A 21,901-nucleotide genomic window follows, 5' to 3' on the forward strand; every position below is an offset into this window, starting at 1 on the left:
CGGTCAAGAACGACAGCGGCAGGCTGCACGTCTGGAACGGCGAAGGCGCCAACGAGTTCTCCTCAGCCGCCGAACTCGGGCCCGGCTGGGAGCCGCCGGATCATCGGCCGGTTTTCGGCCAGCACGTCGGCCACCAGCTCGCGCACGCCGTGCTCGGCGGCGTCCACGGCGAGGTGCTCCAGCAGGAGCGTGCCCAGGCCGTGCCCGTGCACGGCGTCGTCCAGAAGGATGCCCAGGTCGGCACGGCCGTCCTCGATGGGGATGTACTCGGCTATCGCGACCAGCCGGCCGTGCAGACCGGCCACTCGCGCGCGGCCGTCGTACTTGTCACTGGTGATGCGATCGATGTAGGCGTGCGCGGTGTTGCGTCCGCCGGTGAAGAACCGCAGGTAGGCCGAGCGCTCCGACGAGCGGTCCACCAGCTCGTGCAGAGCCTCGCGATCGGCGGGACGCAGCGGGCGTACATGTGCGATGCCGCCATCACGCAGCAGTACGTCGTATCCGTCAGGCATGCCGGGCTCCCGTTCAGCCGAGTTTTGGCCCTTGAACCTGACGTTTCCGCACGACGGGTGTGCTCGGCAGTGCCGGACGACCTTCTGGCCGGGGACCAAGGTCCCGGCGGGCCGGGTCGCCGGACCCTACGGCGGGTTCCGGGAATGCTCCGACACTGAAGGTGATGACTTCCTGCCCGGGAAAGGGGCCCGAGGACATGGACCACATCGTGCTCGGCTACGACGGCTCGGACTTCTCGATGCAGGCCCTGGACTGGGCGCTGGACGAGGCGGAGCTCCGCAAGCTGCCGTTGACGCTCGCCCACGCCTGGCAGTGGCCGTACGGCGATGCGGAGGAGGAGGCCAAGTCCCACCTGCGTAAGGCGGCCGATCACGTGCTGTGGCACGGCGCCGAGTGCGCCCGCTCGACCAGTTCGGGGGTACAGGTCGAGACCGATCTCTACGAGGGCCCTGCGGCTCAGCGCCTCGTCGAGCTTTCCGGCGATGCCGTGCTCGTCGTGGTGGGCTCCCGCGGGTTGAGCGCGCTGCCCAGGGCCGTCGTGGGCTCGGTGGCCGGATATGTCGCCGCTCATGCCGAGTGCCCCGTGATCGTGGTACGCGGCCCGGGTCCCCTGCCCGCCCCGACGGATCCGGGACCGATCGTCGTAGTCGACAGGGAGCCGGATACCTCCGTCCTGGAATTCGCGTTCGGGGAGGCCGCCCTGCGTCAGGTGCCGGTGTCCGCCTCGGTGGACCTGACCGAATGGGCGGAACACCGCCCGGAAGTCCGCGTCCAGCCCGGCGAGGCTCATGATCACGCGACGCTCATGGTCGTCGGGCGCAGGCGCGCCGCCTGGGTCGGCGCGGCAGACTCCCTCCTCCAGCACGCTCCCTGCCCTGTGGCGGTGGTGCCCGAAAGGTGAGCGCCGTGTGCGCGGATGTCCGTTTCGGGAAGCAGGAGGTAGAGCTCTGGGAAGGAGGCGGATTATGGCCGGATCAATCGTGGTCGGCGTGGACGGCTCCACGCCATCGAGCGCGGCGGTCGAGTGGGCTGCGGCCGACGCCCGACGCAGACGGCTGCCTCTGAAGATCGTGCACGTGTGCGAACCATGGCCGGAGGGCTTCGACGGCAGGAAGTACTGCCTCGGCACGCTGGAAGCCGCCGCCGACAGCGCTCACGCGGTGGGCGGGGAGGTCAAGACAACCACGGAGCTGCTCGAAGGCAACGTGGTCGAAGCGCTCATCGGCCAGTCGGCGTCGGCAGATTCCCTGGTGCTGGGGAGCCGAGGATTGAGGGGATTCGCCGGACTGATGCTCGGCTCGGTGGGCCTGGGGGTCGCGGGCCATGCCGCCGGGCCGGTCGTCATCGTCCGCGCACCCGTAGCCGCCGAGCGGGGCCAGATCGTGGTCGGCGACGATGGCTCCGAAGCCGCGCAGAAAGCCGTGGCGTACGCCATCGAGCAGGCTCGCGCCCGCCGCGCACGGCTGCTCGCCGTGTACGCCTGGCAGGCGCCGATCGTCTCGGCCTACGCCCCGGACTACGGCGATCTGCTGGAGGACTCGTTCCAGGAGGCGGCCCGCACTGCTCGCGAGCGGATGATCCGATGGCGGAAGGACCACCCTGACATCGAGATCACAGACCGGCAGGTGCGCGAGCACCCGGTGCCCGCGCTCATCAAAGCCTCCGGCACGGCGGACCTGGTCGTGGTCGGCTCGCGCGGGCTGGGCGGGTTCGCCTCCGCAGTGCTCGGCTCGGTCAGCCACGGCGTGCTGCACCGCGCTCACTGCCCGGTCGGCGTGGTACGGCCACGCGGCAAGGAGTCATGAGTACTCCTGCGCGATGCGCAGGCGCACGGCGGTGACCTTGTACTCCGGGCATGAGGTCACGGTGTCGGCATGGTCGGAGGTGAGGGCGTTCGCCCGGCTGGACGCGAAGTGGAAGGTGCAGAAGAGCTGGCCCGGCGTGACCTCCTCGGTGATCCGTGCCGGAAACGTGGCCTGCCCGTGCCGGCTTTCGACCAGCACCGTGTCGCCGTCGCGGACGGCGTGCCGGGCGGCGTCGGCGGGATGCAGGTCGACGTGGTCCGAAGGGTCGAGTTCGATGGTGCCGGACCGCCGGGTCATGTTGCCGGAGTTGTAGTGCGCCCACCGGCGACCCGTGATCAGGATCAGGGGATAGTCATCGTCAGGGCTCTCGCCCGGCGGCAGGTAGGGGCGGGCGGCCAGATGCGCCAGCCCGTCCGACGTGGCGAATCCGTCCAGGTAGAGCTTGGCCTCTCCGGGCTGTTCGGGATCGGGGCACGGCCAGGGGATGGCGCCTTCGCGATCCAGCCGCCGGTGGGAGATCCCGGCGAACACCGGCGCCACCCGGCCGCATTCGGCCAGCGCCTCGGCGGGGGTCGGGCAGCCCAGGTCGGCGCCGTAGGCGGCGGCGATCGCGTGCACGATGGCGAAGTCCGTGCGTGCCTGGCCGGGCGGGACGAGAGCGGGCCGTACGCGCTGGAATCTGCGGTCGAAGTTGACGAAGGTGCCGTCCTTCTCCAGCCAGGACGCGGCGGGCAGGACCACGTCTGCGTGGCGGGCGGTCTCGGACAGGAACAGCTCCTGGCTGATGACCAGCGGGCAGCACTCCAGCGCTTCGATGACCCGGTTGGTGTCGGGGTCGGTGGCGCACACGTCCTCTCCGATGATCCACAGGGCCCGCAGGGCTCCTGAGCGTGCCGCCGCGAACATCTGCGGGATACGCAGGCCGTCGTGGTCCGGCAGCCGGGTGCCCCACACCTGCTCGGCCCGCCCGCGCGCGACGCGGTCGGTGATCCGGCCGTAGCCGGGGAGCAGGTCGGGCAGGGCGCCCATGTCGGAGGCCCCTTGGACGTTGTTCTGCCCCCTGAGGGGGTTCACGCCGAACCCATGGCCGGTGCCGACCGCGCCGCGCAGGATCGCCAGGTTCGCAAGTGTACGAACGCCGTCGGTGCCGTGCAGGTGCTCGGTCACGCCGAGCCCGTAGACGATGGCCGGCCGCTTGGCCACCCCGTACAGGCGCGCCGCGGCGACCAGATCCTCCGCGGGCACGCCGGTGATCTCGGCCACCCGATCGGGCGTGTAGTCGGCGAGTACCCCGGTCAACTCCGGCAACCCACTGACGCGGTGCCGCAGGAACTCCTCATCGACCAGCCCCTGCGTGAGCAGCACGTTGGCCAGGCCGTTGAACAAGGCGACGTTGGTCCCCGGGCGGGGCCGCAGGTGCACGTCGGCGTAGCCCGCGAGCCCGACGGCCCGCGGGTCGGCCACGACCAGCCGCGCGCCGTGCAGCACCCGCTGGAGCAGCCGCGCCCCGACGACCGGGTGCGCCTCGACCGGATTCGCGCCCACGACGAGCAGGCAGTCGGCGCGCTCCACGTCCTCGAAGGCGTCGGTGCCGCCGGACAGGCCGAACGCGGCGGTCAGTCCGGCGGCGGACGGGGAGTGGCACAGCCGCGAGCAGTTGTCGACGCTGTTGGTGCCGATGACCACTCGCATGAACTTCTGGATCAGGTAATTCTCCTCGTTGGTGGCCCGGGCCGAGGTGATCGCCGCCACCGCGTCGGGGCCCGCCTCGGTCACCGCGGTCCGCAGCCCGCGAGCGATGTGGGCGAGCGCCTCGTCCCAGCTCACGGGCTCCAGGCCGGAACGGCGGCGCAGCAGCGGCTGGGTGAGCCGTTCCGGAGAGCGCAGGAACCCGTGGGCGAAACGGCCCTTGACGCACGCGTGCCCTCGATTGACCGGGCCGTCCTTGGCCGGCCGCACTCCGGCGACCTCGCCGTCCCGGGTCAGCACGTCCAGGGCGCAGCCGACGCCGCAGTATCCGCAGGTGGTACGCGTACGGGTGAGCGTGGCCACCTGAGTCCCGAGCGGCAGCCCCGGCTCGGTGAGAGCGCCGGTGGGGCACGTATCCACGCATCCACCGCACGCGACGCAATCCGATTCCGCCCAGGGGCCACCGGTGCCGGGCGCGACCACCGTCTCCGAGCCGCGCCCCACCAGCGTGAGCGCGAAGGTGCCCTGGACCTCGGCGCACATGCGCACGCAGCGGCCGCAGGCGATGCACAGATCCCGGTCGAGCCGGACGAACCGATGGGAGCGGTCCAGACCCCTGCCGGCACCGCCTTGAGCGGCTTCCGCTCCGATGCCCAGGGCCCGGCACACCCGGGCCAGTTCCCCATCCCCCTCCAGCGCCCGAGGCGGAAGTGCTGAGACGATCACTTCCACGGCGTCATGGCGCAACCGGCGCAGGTCTTCTTCCTCGACGCTCACCTGGGCGCCGTCCACCGCAGGGGTCACGCAGGCGGCTACGACCCGCCCATCGAGCCGTACCAGGCAGGCCCGGCAGGAGCCGACGGGCGTCAGCCGGTCGTCATGGCAGAGGGTGGGCAGATCACGGCCTGCGGCTCGTACCGCCTGCAGCACCGCGGCATCCTGCGGAAGATCGACGACCGCGTCCTCCACCGTGACCCTCATCCGCCCCACCCCCGCAGACGGTCCTTGTAGGCGCGGGCCAGGCTCCGCACCGCATGCGGCAGCCGACGGCCGAACGCACACAAACTGGCCTCCCTCATCACGTTCAACATGCGGGCGTACGCGTCACCGGGCGGAAGCCCGGACCTGGCCTGTTCCAGCCCGCGACGGGAGCCGACCCGGCACGGCGAGCAGGCGCCACAGCTCTCCGCCGCGGCGAACGCCCACACATGCCGCAGCACGTCCAGCGGCTCCAGCCGCCGGTCGACGGCCACCAACCCGGCATGACCCAGCGCGGCGCCGTAACCCGCCAGCCCCGCCTCCGTGAGCGGCACATCAAGATCCTCTTCTGACAGGAACCCACCCAGCGGGCCACCGACCTGCAGCACACCAAGCTCGGCCCCCTCCCGCAGGCCACCGCCCAACTCAGTGACGATCCACCGCACCGGCACGCCGAGCTCGACCTCATAACAACCGGGCCGGGCGAACCGCTCCGACAGGCAGACCAGCTTCGTACCGGTCTCGCCAGGCGTGCCCCGGCGGGCATAGGCCTCGCCACCGCGGCTGACGATCCACGGCACCGCGGCCAGGGTCTCGACGTTGTTGACCACGGTCGGCGCATCCCACAGACCCTGGCTGGTCGGGTACGGCGGTCGGGCCCGCGCGCAGCCACGACCGCCTTCCAGCCCCGCGATCAGCGCCGTCTCCTCGCCCGCGACGTAGGAACCGGCGCCCGCCACCACCTCCATCTCCAGGTCCACGTCGCTGCCGTGCACCCCTCGGCCAAGGTGGCCCTCCGCACGCGCCTGCTCCACGGCCTGACGCATCGCCGCCAGCGCCCGCGGATACTCCGAACGCACCAGCACCAGACCACGGCGCGCCCGGCAGGCGAAGCAGGCCAGCGCCAGCCCTTCCAGCACCCGCGCCGGATCGGCCTCCATCAGCAGCCGGTCGGCGTACGAGCCTGGGTCGCCCTCATCGCCGTTGGCGATGACCACCGTGTCCGGCGAGCCGCCCGCCGCCGCCCACTTGGCCGCCACGGGGAAGCCCGCGCCGCCCCGGCCGCGCAGCCCGGAGGCCGCGACCTGCGACCGGACCAGCTCCGGCGAGCGCCGACCGACGGTTTCCATCCAGGTCCGCCACGCGGCTTCACCTGCCACGATCCCGGCCAGCACGACCGGGTCCCCGGTGGCGTCGGCCACCGGGATCGGCGGTGCCTGCGGCTGCGCACGTCCGGCCACCTGGTCGACGACGTCCGGGCCGACACAGGGTGTCTCGCCGTCCAGGCAGGCGGGCCCGGCGTAGCAGTAACCGAGGCACCGGACCGTCTGCAGGGAGACCCCGGCGTGCCGATCGAGATCGTCATCAGCCTTGACACCGAGTACGTCCTGGATGGCAGGCAGATGCCGGCCCGCCTGCGCCGCGAAGCACGCGGTCGCGGCGCAGACCCGCACGTGACGGTGCCCGTGCGGAACCGCCAGGTCCGCGTAGAAGCTGGCCGGGCCCAGCCCTGCCGCCGCGGGCAGCCCGAACCGCCTGGCCACCTCCGGCGCCCAGCTCCCAGGCGCTCCCCCATGCTCCTCGGCACCTTCGGCAAGAGCCTCGATCAGGCGAGCACCTGGCCGCCCGCGCCGCTCAGCCAGGGCGCGAAATGCATCGAAAGGGTCGCATCACGAATTTCTTCCTGCCCGTTTCCCGGATAACAGACACACGCGCACCCGCTCCTACCTGCGGATCTCTTCACCGACCGCGTGCGTCAGGAATCAACCGCAGCAGGGGTCGCGGCAGCGTAACCACCGCCCGGGCCCTGCCCAGGACCCAAGACCAATGACCCCTGAGCCTGGCCAGCGGACCGACGAGCCCCACAGCACGCCTGCGTGCTCGGAGATGCCGGGCCAGTCTCCACAACGCCGCCATGAACGATGAGGAGGTCGTCCTTGTCGAAGGTCACCTCGGATCTCACGTCCACGACTCCCTCGATCAGCTCACAATCCGCCGGCGCGGCCTCTGCCGGCAGCGGCGAACGTCCCCGATGCCGCGTGACCAAGGCCCTGACCAGCCATTACTATGCGCGGACCACCGCCACCGGGCAGTGAGCGTGGCACAGGACACCCCGGCTGACCGAGCCGAGCAGCATCGAACCCACGGCATCGCGCCCATGCGAGCCCACCACCAGCAGGTCCGCCCGCTCGGACGCGTCGATGAGCGCGTTGACCGGATGCGCGCAGTGCACATCTTCGACCAGCTTCACCTCCGGGTAGTCCGCGCTGAAGATCTTCACCCGGTCGCGCACGATTTGATGCTGCGCCGTACGGACCTCGTCCGTGTCGTAACTGCTGAGCCCTGGTGCGAAGGCGTGCACCGGCAGCTGCCAGGCGTGCGCCACCCGCAGCGTGCTCCCGCGCAGCTTCGCCTGTTCGAAGGCATAGGCGAGCGCAGGCTCGCACTCCGGTGAGTCGTCGACCCCGGCCACGACCTCCAGATATGTCGGCTGTTGCTTACCGCGCACGACCACGACGGGGCAGTGCACGTGGCCGGCCACGTGCACGCTGACCGAGCCCAGCAGCGCGCGGGCGAACCCGCCGAGCCCTTGGCTGCCGACCACGACCTCGGTGGCGTCCTTGGCCTGCTCGCGCAGGACCTCGGCGGGCCTGCCCTCTAGGTCCTCGGTCGTGACCTCGACGGTGGGCTGGCGCTCGCGCACGAGTTCCTCCGCCTCACGCAGGATCCTCTGCCCCTCTCGCTGCAGCACATCCAGGAAAGTGTCATTGGGGAATTTGCGGATCTGGTACGGCGAGCGGTCCACGGCATGGACGATCCGTAGCGGTTCCCGCATGCGGAACGCGTCGTCGGCCGCCCACTCCAGCGCGGCACGGGAGTTCACGGAGCCGTCCGTTCCTACGACGATCATTGCGTGCCTCCTCCGTCATCCTCCATCTGACCCGCTCGCGCCCGTCCGCAGCAGGGCCGGAGGTCGGTCCCGCAAGGGCCGAAGGACCCTGGCCGCCGAGCGGGTGGCTGGCTGGCTTCGTGGACATGTCCCGCCGGATACGTCCAGCACCTCGAAAGCCATCTGGGCACTCCCGACACAGGTACGGTGACCCGCCTGGCCATCGCCCTCGAAACGACGGCCGAGGACCTGCTGGGCGGTGGGCGCGATCGCCCGCCCGGCCCCGGATCCGGCTCGGCCGACGCGCACCGGATCACGGGCCGCCGCATCCACGGTCTCTGAGGGGACCCGGTGATCACTTCGGCGGCCCTTCAACGGCCCCGAAACGCCGAGGGCCGGCGTGACGCATCAGGTCCCCACGCCATGAACGGCGGCTCGTGACCGCTATCAGGTGCTTGGCGGCAACGGTTCGACAACGCTACGGGAGCTGAGCCGGTTCCAGTTCGCCGTGGCCCGCACCTCGGTGACTGGTTCGGGTGGGCGACCGGGTGAGCCAGACGGCGCAGCCGTCCGTCGCCTCGTCCCGTGGCTGCCGCAACGCGGCGAGCCTGCTGGCCGAAGAGCACGTACGGTCCGAAACTGCCCACGGAGGCACCTGGACCGCATCGAAGGGAACCGTCATGATGACAGTCAACGGAGCGCCTGCCCGGTATGACGATCTGCGGGCGCTGTTCATCAACTGCACCCTCAAGAAGAGCCCCGAGCGCAGCCATACCCAGGGCCTGATCGATCTCAGCGCGCACATCATGGACACGCAGCGTGTAAGCGTCGAGCAGTTGCGGGCGATCGACCACGACATCGCCACCGGCGTGTGGCCGGACATGACCGAGCACGGCTGGGAGAGTGACGAGTGGCCCGCCCTCTACCAGCGGGTGCTCGCCGCCGACATCCTGGTCATCGCCGGGCCGATCTGGCTGGGCGACAACAGTTCGGTGACCAAGAAGATCATCGAACGGCTGTACGCCTGCTCCAGCCTGCTCAACCAGGCCGGCCAGTACGCCTACTACGGGCGGGTGGGCGGCTGCCTGATCACGGGCAACGAGGACGGCGTCAAGCACTGCGCCATGAACGTGCTCTACAGCCTGCAGCATCTGGGCTACACCATCCCGCCGCAGGCCGATGCCGGCTGGGTGGGCGCCGCCGGACCCGGACCGTCCTACCTCGACCCGGGCTCGGGTGGGCCGGAGAACGACTTCACCAACCGCAACACCACCTTCATGACCTGGAACCTGCTGCACCTGGCACGCATGCTCAAGGACGCCGGCGGCATCCCGGCCCACGGCAACCAGCGCTCGGAATGGGACGCCGGATGCCGCTTCGACTTCGACAACCCCGAGCACCGATAGAGGCGATTCGGCTGGCACGCATGCTCCGGTGGAGGCGCTCAACGGCGGTTGGGCCGTAGGTCCCGCAAACGACCGACACCTCCGGCTGGGCCCACCGTTCAGCCCGGCCAGTCCGCCGACGTTGGTGGCACCTCGGAGTCGAGGCGGTCGTAGCAGCCCGCCACGTACGTGCCCGGCGTGCGCGGCTCGCCGTCCGGGGTGGCGCCCCGGGTGGCGAACCTGCCGTTGCGGAGCGTGCACAACGCCTCCCTCAGTCCCTCTCGACCGAGATCGAAGCCGTCGTACACGATCTCCCAGGCGGGGCCGATGCCGCCCAAATCCAGGACGCTACCCACACAAGCCCTGTCCAGCCCTCTCCGGACGCCCTGCCCCCGTGACCCCGAACCGCTCTTCCGAGCGGCACCGCCTACGTGCGCGACCCGGCTTCGCGTATGATCACTTAACCGGGTTCCCGCACGTCAACTGCCTACTTGAGGAGCTGGCGGGCCATCACCAGGCGCTGGATCTGGTTGGTGCCCTCGTAGATCTGGGTGATCTCCGATCCCCTCCGTGTCCATCTGCGAAAGCCTGTCGATCACGTACCTGACCAGGAGTTACTGTTGCGGCTGGCTCTCGTCGTTTCTTGCTGTTCTCGGCCATCCCACGGAACAGTGACGGAACAGAGCAGGAGGTTGCTCATGGCGATCCCTAAGAAGGGCTCGCGGCTCATCACCCTCGACGGCAGCGTATTCCGCTGGCGCGTCCGTCGTAAGCCCACGTACGACCAGGGGAACAGCTGGGGCCCGATGACGTTCGCGGTGGAACTGGCCGACGCGCCGGGTCGTGTCCTTCTGGTGTCGCTTCCCTGTTCACGGCCAGACGCATGGTGGGGAGAGCGGACGATGGCCATACGGCCGGCGCTCGTGACGGCGACCATACGCATGGCGCTCGGTCACGGCTGGGATCCGCGGCAAGCAGGCAACGCCTTCGACCTTACCCTCACTGATGAGGACCTGACCAAGCTGATGAACGGCCAACCGCCTGCCTACGACGTCCCGTTCATGCGGAGATAGCTTCCTGCGCAACCAGCACGACTGTCCGCTTTTCAGGCGGAACAATCACCCTGCTCGGCTCGTGGAGCCGTGGTCACGCACGTGTGGACGGTGGCGCGGATGCGTCGGTGTGTGGGGAGGTTGCTGTCAGTCTTGCTGTCACCACAGCCCTGGTCACCCGGTGCCGGGGCCCGACGAAGGAGGGCCTCGGCGTCGATCGCCCCAGCCACGTTGGCGAGAACCGAAGTCAGCGATCGTCACGGCCTCGACCGACCACATCGGCGTGAACTTGGGGCGTGAGAGTCCATGGAGGTCGGCATGGGCGTCCAGTAGCGAATCGAGGCCTCGAACGGTCGATGCAGCTTGAAGAGGTTGCTGCAGCTTTGTTGCTGTGCACACCCCAGGCTATCTCGACACTCCGTGAGCTTGAACGCACGGAGTGTTGTCGTGGAGCATGGCGCCGAACTTGCCACAGATCCGCAGTCTTCGCCGAGTTCAAAAAGATGAGCCGACAGCGTCACGGAGTTCGCCACGTCGGTGTGAACTCGCGATCGGCCACTGATCATCATAGTTGCCAGCCATCGACGGTAACGATCTTGCCGAGAGCTGCTGTAGAGCAAAGAAAGCAATTTTGGAGAGCGCATGTCACGCGCTATCCTAAAGCCATGGCAAAACTGGTGCGAAGGCAACACCTTGTGTCTAATTTTTACCTGCGCGGATTCGCCGATGAACGCGGTCAGATTCGGCGTGTTGAATTGCCCGGGACTAGGCAGCATAACGTCGGAACCAACAATGCCAGCGTTGCAAAGGATTTTTATACAATCACTCTTCCCGATGGGACTCGTAGCGATATCTTTGAGAAGATATTCGGCGACATCGAAGATGCGGCTTCATCGGCTCTGCGGCGAATTGCCGATGAGTACATGTGGCCTGTTATAGGTGAATCGCGTGAAGCCTTGGCTGCATGGGTCGCACTACAGCACCTCCGGAGTGAAGGAGTTCGCAATGGCCACATGCAGATGCAAGCTCAGTTGATCAAACTCGTGGTCGGCGCGTCCGGCAAAGAGGCTCTTCGCGAACTCATTTCAAAGGCTGAGGGACGTAGTGTTGATGACTTCGAGCTAGACCAGGAATGGGCCGACATAACTAAGCCAACTGGCCCAGATCTGATCCCCAGCGTAGATGAGCATCTCCGCTCGATAATGCAACTATGGGCTCCCACCATTCGGCAAATGGCTGCAAGAACATGGACGCTTTATCGGTTTCAACGTCGCTGCCTGATCACTTCCGATCACCCGGTATCGCTAGCGGTTGGACCTAATTATCCTGCACACATGGGTGTCGGACTCGCTACGGCGGAAGCATTCGTGGTTCCACTAAATAGAAGAGTCGGTCTCGTCATGGGTGACATCGACGATAGTGGCGTACCCGAATTTCAGCACCCCGGATCAACGAAGATGGCTAAAGCGTTCATTGGCGAAACCATTCGCAACTCGAGACGGTATCTCTACCATCACCCGGATGATACCCCTCTAGTCGGGCTTAGCCTTCCAGATCCTAATACTCAGGAGATTGGCGCCGCTGGCGATGATTGGGTTCGGGAGGAAGGGCTATTCGGGCAGCTTTCTCAACGTTCCGATGAATCGAAGAAATCGAGGGCACCACGGTCCCCAGAGTACGGTAAGCCCAATCGCGGGTTCACTATCGATGATCTGCAATGGCCTATACCTCGCCGCCGTAGCAACGTTCGACCGCGTCAGGATAGTAACCTGCCATCCAACTAATCAGCTGCGGAGAGTGCGATCACCTCATGTTTTTCCAAAGCCGGAATGCAGGACGCGCGCACAACACACGACACCGCCCCGGAAAGGGCAGGGGAAGACTGGCAGGAACCCGGTCTCGTCTTCACCACCGCCAATCGCCGGCCGATTGAACCGTCGTCCACCCATCCGTGCAGCTTCGCGAGGGCCTGCGCTATGGCGGGCGTTCGAGAAGTCCATGTGTACGCGACTCGCAAGAACAGCGCGTCGTCTGCTCGTAGCTCTAGACGTTCACTCGTGCGTGACCATGCAGATCCCTCGGCATTCGCAGATCGCGGTGACCATGAACATCGAGAGACTGCTCGCCTCTAAGGAAGCTCCCGCTCGATAACCTGCATAAGGGGGAGGCCTTGCTGATTGATCAACACGACCTTATATCGTGCACCTCGATGATCTCTGAGAATTATCGTCCAGGTGTCATCTTGGGCAGCGTACGATTCAGACATCAACTCTAGCGGATCGTCGGGGCCTGGCAGGTCTTCTCCAGATTCAGCGGCCAAGCGGGAATACCTACTCCATATCATCCATCGCGCAAACGATATGGCACCTTCGCGGTCGAGGTTGAAAAGCAGTGAAAAGTCATCAGCAGGCTTTCGCCCGTACTTTTTGTGGCGCCCCTGGAACTTTTCAAAAAGCTTTAGAGTGGTGGCCGCCAGAAGGCCATCTACTGTCGATTGAGCCAGGAATAGCGCTACTTCATAGAATGGTCCACCGTCGGCACCCCAAGAATAACGGCCAGCATGCTCGTCTATCACGTATCTTACTGAGCATTCCGGAGTATCAATGAATGCCGCTTCAAGTTCTTCTCGAATAAGACGGGCATCAGATCTTGGCAGGACTACGGTTGCCATCCACACACGAGAAGGAGCTCTTTGGGGTCCTGTAGTTTCTGCGATAGCTATCGTAGTCCGGGTCATCTCGTCGGACCGCTCGCCCATAACTAGTCCCCATTCAATAACAAATGCTTTTATGTCGCGACTTCTCAACATGCTGCTGGCCACTCTACATGGGACCTGTGCCCCTGAGAGAATTGCAGAGCAGAACGTGGGTTGTGGTCATCTCCTCGCCGAGCAGGCGCGTGCCATACCAGGCTGGCTGTGCCGGATCAAGCCGTCATTCGCGGGTACATGTGTCCCGGTGAGCTTCCTCGTCAACTGGTCGTCCTAATATAGCTGCCTTGCTCTGCTTCCCGGATACCGATGGATCTGTTAACCGCGATAGTGGTACAGGAATGCCTCGGAGAGGCCTGATTGGATATCTTGAATTGAAGCGACTAGTAACACAAAATATCTCGGGTGTTGACTGCTAAACGACGCCATGGCAGCGCTTTAGCTTCTTCCCCGAGCCGCAGAAACAAGGCGCATTGCGACCGAGACTCCCTAAACCGTCACGAACCTTTACATCGAGTGTGCATCCCCGCTGTTTCTTAACCCATTGAATAAGATCCAGGGTCCTTAGAGCACTGGGGTGTTCTTCTCCCAAGGTTCGGCGGCGTATCTCCCACACATTACGGCCCTCGCGCTCAGCCTCCTCGAACCGCCCCAAATCCCCCAGTACGGCCACAAGGTTGCCGCGGCTAGTCAAAGTATCGGGGTGTTCCTCACCAAAGATTCGGGCCATGGCCATATAAACAGCGCGGTTCTCACGCTCAGCCTCCTCCAATCGCCCCATCCGCCACAATAGTGATGCCAAATTGTCACGGCTGGTCAGCGTGGCTGGGTGCTCTTCGCCCAAGACTCTGCGGCGTATCTCCCAGACAGCGCGCCCCTCGCGCTCAGCCTCCTCAAACCGATCCAAATCCGTTAGCGCGGCCGCAAGGTTGCCGCGGCTAATCAAAGTATCGGGGTGCCCCTCACCAAAGATTCGGGCCATGGCCACATAGACAGCACGGCTCTCGCGCTCAGCCTCCTCAAATCTCTCAAGGCTCCATAGCGTTGAGGCAAGATTGTTATGGCTAATGAGTGTGTCGGGGTGTTCTTCTCCCAAGACTCTGCGGCGTATCTCCCAGACAGCACGACCCTCGCGCTCAGCCTCCTCGAACCGACCCAAATCTCCCAACACGGTCGCGAAGTTACCGCGGCTGATCAAACTGGTGGGATGTTCCTCGCCAAAGATTCTGGCCATGGCCATATAAACGGCACGGCTCTCGCGCTCGGCCTCCTCAAATCGGCCCAGGCATCTCAAGGTGATCGCGAAATTGTCGCGGCTGATCAGCGTTTTGGGATGTTCTTCGCCCAAGACTCTGCGGCGCATCTCCCAGACAGCGCGGCCTTCGCGCTCAGCCTCTTCGAACCGACCCAAATCCCCCAATACTGTCACTAGGTTACCGCGACTATTCAAAGTATCGGGGTGTTCCTCGCCCAAGGTTCTGGCCATAACCATATAAACAGCGCGATTCTCACGCTCCGCCTCTTCCAAGCGCCCCATTCGCCACAACACCGACGCCAAGTTGCTCCGGCTGGGCAGCGTGGACGGATGCTCTTCACCCAGCGCCCGGTAGAAGATCTCTAGCACCGCACGAACCTCGTCCTCGGCCTCCTCCAAGCACCCCAGATCCCCCAGAACGAGTGCCAGGTTGCTCCGGGTGGAGACCGTGGATGGGTGCTCCTCACCCAGGGTCGCCCTGTAGACGGCTAGGGCGTGAGATCCGAGTTTGTAAGCGCGATGGTAGCTACCCTCGCCGTGCTCGTAGCTGGCGACTTGACGGAAGATCTGAACGTTCCCCATAGATTCGGTGCTGATCGGGTAATGGTGAGTCAGGCCCTCCACATGCGGGCTCAGTGTCCGCCGCCGCATCCGCTGCTCAGATGATGACAGCTCTGCCGAAGCGGCCCAGGCATCGGCGAGCCACGTCAGTGCCAGTTCCGGAGCAGAGTCCCCCTCAAGGGAGGCCCTGCTCTCGTCCTCGGCCGCGACGACGGCCTGGATTAGCCGATGGACAGAAACAGTGTCCTCAGTCAGGGTTATAAGGCTGTAGGAATGCAGCAGCCGTAGCGCGTCCAGCACTGTGGGCCGATCGCTGTCGCCGCCCAGAATGTCACGGGGGATGCCGTCGGGGGCATAGCAGGCCAGCACCCGCAGTAGCTGCACCGCGTAGGCATTGCGCTTGCCGATGACATCCAGATGGACGCGCCAGAGTCGCGCGATGGTGCGCTCGATGTCTCCCCCTTCGGGAGATGCGGCGTACATGTGCGCGGGATGGGCCGTCAGCAGGGCCAGGTACTCAGTGGGGCTGATTTGGGATTCGCGCATGTACGCGGCGGCCTGTTCCAGCGCTAGCGGCAGGTACCCCAATTCTGCGGCGATCGCCTCGACAGCGGGCCAGTCTCCGGGCCGGTCCTGCTCGCTGAGCATAGTGATCAGCTCGGCTGCCGCACGCGTATCCAGTACCTCTAAGCGGATCGGCTGGACTCCGGTGGGCCAGCGCACCAGACGCCGCGTGGTGACCAGGATGTGCCCGGCATGGAACTGGGCCAGCAGATCTCGCACATGCGCTGGATCCTCCACGTTGTCGAGCACCAGCAACCAGCCTTCATGGGTCTGCAGCCACCCTCGGGCCCAGTCGGCCGTCTGCTCTCCGGTCAAGGCCAGTGCCGCCGGCGGGTGTAGCCGCTCGGTCAACGCGGTTAGCCCAGCCTGTATTTGCTCGGCGCTTTCGGCAGTGATCCACCACCTCAGCCGGTAACGATCCCGGTTAGCGATGGTGTACTGGCGAGCCAACTCGGTCTTACCGATGCCGCCCAGGCCGTGGATCACTTGGCTGATGACTACCTGCGCCCGGTCCCTGGATAGCTCGCAGTCGAGCCGCATCAACGTGCTCTCTCGCCCGACGAACACCGCGGCGGGCGCATCGGGCAAGTTCGTCAACGCCGCCGTCAGTTCCACCTCGGCTGGAGCCCGCAACGTTCCAGGCTCAAGTCTGATCATTCGGTTGTCCACGGGCGAGTGGTCCCCTGTAGTCACCGGCCCGTAGATCTCCTCGGCGGCTACCGCTCTATCACCTGATGCCTCGATTTCGGCACGGCGCTGCGGTGTTGTGTCACCATTGGCGGCTCTCAACGGTCGCCTGTGGCGTCATCGCCGGTGGAAGCGGTCCCCGAAATAGACTGCGCGGCGATCGACCGTTCCCCAGACGCGGTCACCGTCACCTGAGCCGCCTCGGCGGTCTGGGCAGCCTCGACAGCGGAGGCTGGTTCGGCCCGCGGGGTGTTGTTTGCAAGGTTCTTATCCTTCTCAGCCAAATCGCCGGGCACCATGTCGCCGGTGAGAGCGCTCCCCGAGATGGTCCGAGCAGCGATCGACCGCGTCCCGGATGCCACCACCTGCACTCCTGCGGCCTGAGAGCCGGATTGCAGAGCACGGCGGCTGAGCATCACGCTATACCCGGACAGTCCCAGGCCCAGCAGTCCCACGAATACGCCGATCACGCTGGCCCACTTGTCGGCATCGTCGAGGCCAGCTTTGAAAAGCAATATTCCTAGCACGATCAGAGCGAGCCCTGCCGATATCCCGCCAGCTATCCTCCACCCGCGCGTCATGACCCCATGATGAACCGTGCGTCTAACATCAAGCAGTTGCTCCTGGAGATCACCCTAATCGTTACATCCACTACTTCGGCGCATGTCTTCATCTTGGTGTGGTCCCGCACACATTCCCTGCCCTGCTCGCCTCGCACGCCGTCGAACCGCCGCGAGCAGCAGCGGGCCAAGAACGGAGTGTCAAGCGCGGCTTCGCGTTCCCATTCACTGACCGCCGTTCTGGGTCATGCATCGTCCTGCAATCACAGCCGGGCTTGATACGGAGGAGCCGGGACGGCTGGGCTTACCTGGGTCGATTGTGGGCGAGGTGAGTAAAGGTCCATCTCAGTCACTCCACAAGCTCCGCCATCGCGAGGCACCTCGGAGCCGGAGATCCCGCCAGAGGCGCCGTTCTTACCGTCTGGCTATGGCGGTTCACTGAAGTGATCTCAGCGAATTGCTGGTAGGTAGTTGTGCTCGAAGTGGGTGAGGACAAGGGCGGCGCTGGCGATGTCGCCGATTGCGCTGGGGCTGGCGGTGATGTGCTGGAGAATCCGCCAGCGGCCTTTGAGCAGGGCGAACCCGCGTTCGCCGAGACATCGCAGGGCGCGTAGGAGCCGGTTGTAGGTGCGGTTGTCCGGGCTAAGGGTCTGGTTGCCTTCGGGCTGTTTGATCGGCGTATGAATGCCGATCCCGGCGCCGTCGTAGCCGCTGTCGGCGAGGGTCGGCAGGCCGCCTGCGGCTGCGGCGTACAACGCGCCCAGCACGTGCGCGAGCGGCGGTCAGATCGTGGACCGAGCCCGGTTCGACGTCGGCGATCCACAGGGGGAGCCCGCTGGGTGCCGAGAGCGCTTGGAGGTTGCCGGCGTGCTGGTGGGCCTTGCCGGAGTACCAGGCGTCGATGGGCTCGCCCTTGACGCTGATGGCCTGCTCGGCGCAGCGATCGATCGAGATCAGGGTGCCGTCCAGGATCACATAGGCCAGCCCGTCGGCCTTGGCGCGGTCCAGAGTCTCGTGCAAATCAGGGGCTTGAACTGCGAGGACGTCGATTCCCTCGGCGATGTAGCGATAGGCTGTGGCCCGGGAGACGCGGTGATCGCGGCCGAGCTTGGGGATGTCGTACTCGCCCCGGAACCAGCGCAGCACCAGCACCGCTTGCCAGAACGGGGTCAGGGCACGACTGCCTTTGGGAGTGCCGAGCTGGCGACGTTCGTCCTGCAGCAACCGGGCAACGTACCGAACCAGTGCACGCGAGACGTCGAGCATGGCACGATGAGCAATCACGTGGAGCCTTTCGGCTGGCGGGGATTCTTGTGGTGAGAACTCATCTACCGGAAGCTCCACGTCTGTCTCCGGCCTTCGACGACTTCTCCCGAAAGGCCCGAAACGCCACCCCGGGCGTCCCGAAAATCCCCAATCGCCCGAATTATTTCTCTGAGATCACCTCACTGCAGGCAGGCCGCACACCGTGATGAGTATTCATCAGGTTATGGTTGCTCCGCGGGTCAGCGCGTGGGCGGTGTTGGCCGCGACCGGCCGGAGAGCCGCAGCGCGGCCAACAGGCCGTCCGACGCGCTGCCGACCGCCGCAGGCGGGCGGCCTTGATGACGTGTAGAGAAGTTGCTTTCAGGGCTGCCCGGTGTCTGGTCATGTCTCGTCGTGATGACGCGGGGCGGCGGTCCAGATGCGTACGAAGCTGGTGAGGTAGACCGCGGCTGTGCCCTGCTCTTCCTTGTGGTGGAGGTGCATGACGGGGCGTCGGCAGCTGGGGTGGCGTAGGCATGGAGGTTGACCAGGAGTTCGTTGTCTACCCGAAATATGGAGTTGTAGAGGACAGTTCGGTGGAGTCGGATCTCTACGTTGGGGACGTCGTGAAGCCGGCGGTAGAGGGTTAGGGCGTTCTTGATGCGGGCGGCCATGACTTCGGGGCCGATGCCCTCGTCGGTGCCTCGTCTGGCGACCTGGGGGCTGTCGGGGTCGCCGAAGAGGATGCGGATCTTGACGCCTGGTCAACATGCACGTGTACGGCACCCGCGCCGGGAACGCGCCCGTGCTGCATCTCCGAAGGGTGGCCGGCGGCGGGCAAGGGCAAGCGCTGGCTCGCCGTCTGGGTGGACCCCGAGGGCAAAGAGTGCTCGACCGGCCTATGACCGCAAGGCCGACGCCGAGCGCAAGATCGCGACCATGGGCGCCGACATCGCCCGTGGCGACTACATCGATCCGAACGCCGGCAAGGTGCTCTTCGCCGACCTCGCTGAACGCTGGCTTGCCTCCCGCATCGTGAACCCCTCGACCAAGATCCGGTACGAGTACATCCACCGCCTCCACGTCGCACCGGCCTACGCCAATCGCCAGGTGAAGAGCATCAAGCCGTCCCAGATCCAAGCGTGGATCAGTGACCTGAGCAGTCGCTTCGAGACCTCGACCGTACAGACGGCCTTCCTAGTCCTCCAGGGCATCCTTGATCTTGCCGTCGCGGACGAGGCCATCAAGCGAAGTCCCGCCAAGTCCCCCATCGTCCAGGTGCCGAAGCGCGTGTCCGAAGAGATAACGGCCTGGTCGGACGAACAAGTCAGCGCCCTGATCGACGCTCACCCTGCCCTCTTCCGCCTACTGCCGATGCTCGGCGCCGCATGCGGACTGCGGCAGGGTGAGCTGTTCGGCCTGGCCCTCGAAGACGTCGACTTCGAGGAGCGTCTTCTCCGCGTACGACGACAGATCAAGAAGCTAGGAACGGACCACGTCTTCGCCCTGCCCAAGAACGACCACGAAAGGGGGGTGCCGCTGCCTGAGTGGGCCGCTGAAGCCATCAAACGGCACGTCTCGACTCATCCCTCGCTGACCTGTTCCCTGCCCTGGGAGAAGACAGACGGCAAGCTTCGTACACACAACCTGTTGTTCCGCTGGACGGACGACCGCTTCATCAAGGCCAGAAGCTACAGCGAAACCGTCTGGAAGCCCGCTCTGGTCGAAGCGGGCGTGATCCCGGCACCGGACAAGGACGGACGCCAGCGGAGCCGCTACGTCACCTCGCGCAAGGAGGGGCTACACCAGCTCCGGCACTACTACGCGAGCGTCATGCTGACCGGCGGCGTCTCGGTCAAGGAACTTGCCGAGTACCTCGGGCATGCCGACCCCGGCTTCACCCTCCGCGTCTATGCCCACATGATGCCGGGCTCCCATGACCGTGCTCGCATGGCCATGGATGACCGTCTTCTCCGCCTCAAGACGGTACCGGATCTCAAGAACCAGTGACCAGGAGCGAGTGCTTGCTGACAGATACAGCACCGCCAAATCTCCAAGAAGATCCACCAAAGCTCCTAGGGAAAACGTATTGCGGATGCTCCAAGAATTATGGATGCTGATGCCATGAACAACCAAACCCCTTTCAGGGACAAGGTCCTCACGCTTCGCGAGAACGGCCTCAGCTATGTCGACATGAGTCGAGAGTCTCTCAGCGTTCGCTCCGACAGCTGGTGGAACGCCGTAGCCCTACACGGCGCGTGGGGTGGCGGCCCTAGCGCACGCGTAGGCCCACCCGCGCCGGAGACCTTCGAGGGCATCGCTCACCTCTTCAGGATGAGCAAGGAGGAAGTCCAGGCCATGATCGCCGCCGACTGGTACGGCGCCCACCCTAAGCAGCAGACATCCTCTGCCGCTCAACGACTCGAAGCTCCCCTGAACAAGCTCTCCGCCAAGGATCTCAACCTCGTCGAAAGCCTCGTCCGTCGCCTGGCGGACGCGAGCTCCTGAGACAACAAGCTCCCACAGGAAATAGGCAAGCGCGCGAGCCACCGGATCTTTCACCGTCCGACAGCTCGCGCGCTTTTCAGATCGATGACTGTCAGGGGCCTCGCTCGGCGAAGTCATTCTGATCGCGCCCAGCGAGGGCTTCGATCGCCAGGCATACGCACCCGTGAACTCTCACGGAACAGGCACGGAACAGTGATCGCTAACCTGACGACCACAAGACAGCGAACCCCGCCCCAGCCGACCGGCAGGCGGGGTTTTCGCACGTCAAGGGCTACTTGAGGAGCTGGCGGGCCATCACCAGGCGCTGGATCTGGTTGGTGCCCTCGTAGATCTGGGTGATCTTGGCGTCGCGCATCATCCGCTCGACCGGATAGTCCCGCGTGTAGCCGTACCCCCCGAGCAGTTGGACGGCGTCCGTGGTGATCTCCATGGCGGCGTCCGAGGCCGCGCACTTGGCCGCGCTGGAGAAGAAGGTCAGCTCCTTCACCGGAGTCCCGCGCATGGCCGTCTCGGACATGCCCGCGGCCGTGTACGTGAGCTGCCGGGCCGCCTCCAGTTTCATGGCCATGTCGGCGATCATGAACTGCAGACCCTGGAAGTCGGCGATCGGGCGGCCGAACTGGCGGCGCTCCTTGACGTAGCCGATCGCGTAGTCGAGGGCGCCCTGGGCGATGCCGAGGGCCTGGGCGGCGATGGTGACGCGGGTGTGGTCGAGGGTGGCAAGGGCGGTCTTGAAGCCGGTGCCCGGCTCGCCGATCATGCGCCAGGCCGGGATGCGGACGTCCTCCAGGATCACCTGGCGAGTCGGTGAGGCCTTGATGCCGAGCTTCTTCTCCTTGGGGCCGAAGGAGACGCCCTCGTCGGACTTCTCCACGACGAAGGCGGAGATGCCGCGCGCGCCGGCCGAGGGGTCCGTCACCGCCATCACCGTGTAGTACTCGGACACGCCGGCGTTGGTGATCCACATCTTGGTGCCGTTGAGGACGTAGTCGTCGCCGTCCCGGACCGCCCGGGTCTTCATCGACGCCGCGTCCGAGCCCGCCTCCGGCTCGCTCAGCGCGTACGAGAACATGGCCTCGCCACTGGCCACCGAGGACAGGTAGCGGGACTTGAGCTCCTCCGACGCCGACAGCAGGAGCGGGACCGTGCCGAGCTTGTTGACGGCCGGGATGAGCGAGGACGAGGCGCATGCCCGCGCCACCTCCTCGATGACGATCACCGTGGCCAGCGCGTCCGCCCCCGCGCCCCCGTACTGCTCAGGGATGTGTACGGCGTGGAAGTCGGCCGCCACGAGGTCCTTGTAGACCTCCCAGGGGAACTCCTCGCTCTCGTCCGCGGCGGCGGCCTGCGGGGCGATCTTCTCCTCGGCGAGGGCCCTGATCGCCTCGCGGAGCATGGGGTACTCCTCCGCCACGTCGTGCAGGTGGCCGGCCAGGCTCATACGCTTCTCCCAACTCAAGGACAGGCACTCAGTGACTTAAGATAAGGCACTGAGTGAC

The 21,901-nt window shown here is 65.8% G+C and carries 16 protein-coding genes and 3 pseudogenes; 8 read left to right on the forward strand and 11 right to left on the reverse strand.

Going from position 1 to position 21,901, the window contains the following annotated elements; all coding sequences use genetic code 11:
* Window positions 1–62 precede the first annotated feature (62 nt).
* Window positions 63–512, reverse strand: coding sequence for an N-acetyltransferase family protein (locus ACWEPL_RS29520; protein ID WP_452438062.1), 450 nt, complete (start codon window positions 510–512; stop codon window positions 63–65).
* Window positions 513–709: 197 nt separating this feature from the next.
* On the opposite strand from ACWEPL_RS29520, the gene ACWEPL_RS29525 reads away from it, so the two are divergent.
* Window positions 710–1,414: a universal stress protein gene (locus ACWEPL_RS29525; RefSeq protein WP_452438063.1), complete on the forward strand. Its 705-nt coding sequence runs from the start codon at window positions 710–712 to the stop codon at window positions 1,412–1,414.
* 64 nt (window positions 1,415–1,478) lie between these two features.
* The gene (locus ACWEPL_RS29530; RefSeq protein ID WP_452438064.1) at window positions 1,479–2,318 is read left to right on the forward strand and encodes a universal stress protein; all 840 of its coding nucleotides are present in this window, start codon (window positions 1,479–1,481) and stop codon (window positions 2,316–2,318) included.
* Here ACWEPL_RS29530 and fdhF read toward each other — a convergent pair.
* From fdhF to ACWEPL_RS29545, 3 genes are all read right to left on the reverse strand, one after another.
* Window positions 2,313–4,988 (reverse strand): formate dehydrogenase subunit alpha, encoded by a 2,676-nt coding sequence (gene fdhF, locus ACWEPL_RS29535; RefSeq protein ID WP_452438065.1) that lies wholly within the window; start codon window positions 4,986–4,988, stop codon window positions 2,313–2,315. The genes ACWEPL_RS29530 and fdhF overlap by 6 nt on opposite strands.
* The gene (locus ACWEPL_RS29540) at window positions 4,985–6,628 is read right to left on the reverse strand and encodes an NAD(P)H-dependent oxidoreductase subunit E (RefSeq protein WP_452438135.1); all 1,644 of its coding nucleotides are present in this window, start codon (window positions 6,626–6,628) and stop codon (window positions 4,985–4,987) included. Before ACWEPL_RS29540 ends, fdhF begins: the two co-directional genes overlap by 4 nt.
* 422 nt (window positions 6,629–7,050) lie before the next feature.
* Entirely contained in the window at window positions 7,051–7,896 is an 846-nt protein-coding gene (locus ACWEPL_RS29545) for a universal stress protein (RefSeq protein WP_452438066.1), read from the reverse strand.
* 186 nt (window positions 7,897–8,082) lie between these two features.
* On the opposite strand from ACWEPL_RS29545, the gene ACWEPL_RS29550 reads away from it, so the two are divergent.
* Together ACWEPL_RS29550 and ACWEPL_RS29555 are read left to right on the forward strand one after the other, a co-directional pair.
* A complete protein-coding gene (locus ACWEPL_RS29550) occupies window positions 8,083–8,217 on the forward strand; it encodes a hypothetical protein (RefSeq protein WP_452438067.1) in 135 nt (44 codons plus the stop codon).
* Window positions 8,218–8,555: 338 nt separating this feature from the next.
* Window positions 8,556–9,281, forward strand: coding sequence for a flavodoxin family protein (locus tag ACWEPL_RS29555; protein ID WP_452438068.1), 726 nt, complete (start codon window positions 8,556–8,558; stop codon window positions 9,279–9,281).
* A 128-nt stretch (window positions 9,282–9,409) separates the two neighbouring features.
* On the opposite strand, the pseudogene ACWEPL_RS29560 reads toward ACWEPL_RS29555, so the two are convergent.
* Window positions 9,410–9,589: pseudogene (locus tag ACWEPL_RS29560) on the reverse strand (hypothetical protein); the annotation flags it as partial.
* Window positions 9,590–9,747: 158 nt separating this feature from the next.
* Window positions 9,748–9,828, reverse strand: a pseudogene (locus tag ACWEPL_RS29565) (hypothetical protein); the annotation flags it as partial.
* 130 nt (window positions 9,829–9,958) lie between these two features.
* On the opposite strand from ACWEPL_RS29565, the gene ACWEPL_RS29570 reads away from it, so the two are divergent.
* Window positions 9,959–10,333: a hypothetical protein gene (locus tag ACWEPL_RS29570; RefSeq protein WP_452438069.1), complete on the forward strand. Its 375-nt coding sequence runs from the start codon at window positions 9,959–9,961 to the stop codon at window positions 10,331–10,333.
* Between the two features lie 644 nt (window positions 10,334–10,977).
* Window positions 10,978–12,096, forward strand: a complete 1,119-nt coding sequence (locus ACWEPL_RS29575; RefSeq protein ID WP_452438070.1) for a DUF4238 domain-containing protein — start codon at window positions 10,978–10,980, stop codon at window positions 12,094–12,096.
* Between the two features lie 344 nt (window positions 12,097–12,440).
* Here the strand turns inward: ACWEPL_RS29575 and ACWEPL_RS29580 are convergent, their stop codons facing one another.
* From ACWEPL_RS29580 to ACWEPL_RS29595, 4 genes and pseudogenes are all read right to left on the reverse strand, one after another.
* Window positions 12,441–12,983: a hypothetical protein gene (locus ACWEPL_RS29580; RefSeq protein WP_452438071.1), complete on the reverse strand. Its 543-nt coding sequence runs from the start codon at window positions 12,981–12,983 to the stop codon at window positions 12,441–12,443.
* Between the two features lie 454 nt (window positions 12,984–13,437).
* Entirely contained in the window at window positions 13,438–16,059 is a 2,622-nt protein-coding gene (locus ACWEPL_RS29585; protein WP_452438072.1) for a tetratricopeptide repeat protein, read from the reverse strand.
* Window positions 16,060–16,187: 128 nt separating this feature from the next.
* Window positions 16,188–16,670 carry a hypothetical protein gene (locus ACWEPL_RS29590; RefSeq protein ID WP_452438073.1) on the reverse strand — a complete coding sequence of 161 codons (483 nt, stop codon included), beginning with the start codon at window positions 16,668–16,670 and terminating at the stop codon, window positions 16,188–16,190.
* 428 nt (window positions 16,671–17,098) lie between these two features.
* Window positions 17,099–17,933 (reverse strand): annotated as a pseudogene (locus ACWEPL_RS29595) (transposase family protein).
* A 900-nt stretch (window positions 17,934–18,833) separates the two neighbouring features.
* Here ACWEPL_RS29595 and ACWEPL_RS29600 point away from each other — a divergent pair.
* Both ACWEPL_RS29600 and ACWEPL_RS29605 read left to right on the forward strand, forming a co-directional pair.
* Complete coding sequence (locus ACWEPL_RS29600; protein ID WP_452438074.1) at window positions 18,834–19,904, forward strand: tyrosine-type recombinase/integrase; 1,071 nt, start codon at window positions 18,834–18,836, stop codon at window positions 19,902–19,904.
* Between the two features lie 114 nt (window positions 19,905–20,018).
* Window positions 20,019–20,402, forward strand: coding sequence for a hypothetical protein (locus tag ACWEPL_RS29605; RefSeq protein WP_452438075.1), 384 nt, complete (start codon window positions 20,019–20,021; stop codon window positions 20,400–20,402).
* A gap of 271 nt (window positions 20,403–20,673) precedes the next feature.
* Here ACWEPL_RS29605 and ACWEPL_RS29610 read toward each other — a convergent pair whose 3' ends face one another.
* Window positions 20,674–21,843 (reverse strand): acyl-CoA dehydrogenase family protein, encoded by a 1,170-nt coding sequence (locus ACWEPL_RS29610; RefSeq protein WP_350737744.1) that lies wholly within the window; start codon window positions 21,841–21,843, stop codon window positions 20,674–20,676.
* Window positions 21,844–21,901 lie beyond the last annotated feature (58 nt).

It is taken from the genome of Nonomuraea sp. NPDC004186, assembly GCF_053603495.1.

Bases quoted from the DNA above. Each gene is read 5' to 3' on its own strand.
- ACWEPL_RS29610 (WP_350737744.1), bottom strand. From the start codon at position 21,843: ATGAGCCTGGCCGGCCACCTGCACGACGTGGCGGAGGAGTACCCCATG.
- ACWEPL_RS29575 (WP_452438070.1), top strand. From the start codon at position 10,978: ATGGCAAAACTGGTGCGAAGGCAACACCTTGTGTCTAATTTTTACCTG.
- ACWEPL_RS29580 (WP_452438071.1), bottom strand. From the start codon at position 12,983: ATGGCAACCGTAGTCCTGCCAAGATCTGATGCCCGTCTTATTCGAGAA.
- ACWEPL_RS29600 (WP_452438074.1), top strand. From the start codon at position 18,834: ATGGGCGCCGACATCGCCCGTGGCGACTACATCGATCCGAACGCCGGC.
- ACWEPL_RS29605 (WP_452438075.1), top strand. From the start codon at position 20,019: ATGAACAACCAAACCCCTTTCAGGGACAAGGTCCTCACGCTTCGCGAG.
- ACWEPL_RS29585 (WP_452438072.1), bottom strand. From the start codon at position 16,059: ATGATCAGACTTGAGCCTGGAACGTTGCGGGCTCCAGCCGAGGTGGAA.
- ACWEPL_RS29570 (WP_452438069.1), top strand. From the start codon at position 9,959: ATGGCGATCCCTAAGAAGGGCTCGCGGCTCATCACCCTCGACGGCAGC.
- fdhF (WP_452438065.1), bottom strand. From the start codon at position 4,988: ATGAGGGTCACGGTGGAGGACGCGGTCGTCGATCTTCCGCAGGATGCC.
- ACWEPL_RS29530 (WP_452438064.1), top strand. From the start codon at position 1,479: ATGGCCGGATCAATCGTGGTCGGCGTGGACGGCTCCACGCCATCGAGC.
- ACWEPL_RS29590 (WP_452438073.1), bottom strand. From the start codon at position 16,670: ATGACGCGCGGGTGGAGGATAGCTGGCGGGATATCGGCAGGGCTCGCT.
- ACWEPL_RS29545 (WP_452438066.1), bottom strand. From the start codon at position 7,896: ATGATCGTCGTAGGAACGGACGGCTCCGTGAACTCCCGTGCCGCGCTG.
- ACWEPL_RS29525 (WP_452438063.1), top strand. From the start codon at position 710: ATGGACCACATCGTGCTCGGCTACGACGGCTCGGACTTCTCGATGCAG.
- ACWEPL_RS29520 (WP_452438062.1), bottom strand. From the start codon at position 512: ATGCCTGACGGATACGACGTACTGCTGCGTGATGGCGGCATCGCACAT.
- ACWEPL_RS29555 (WP_452438068.1), top strand. From the start codon at position 8,556: ATGATGACAGTCAACGGAGCGCCTGCCCGGTATGACGATCTGCGGGCG.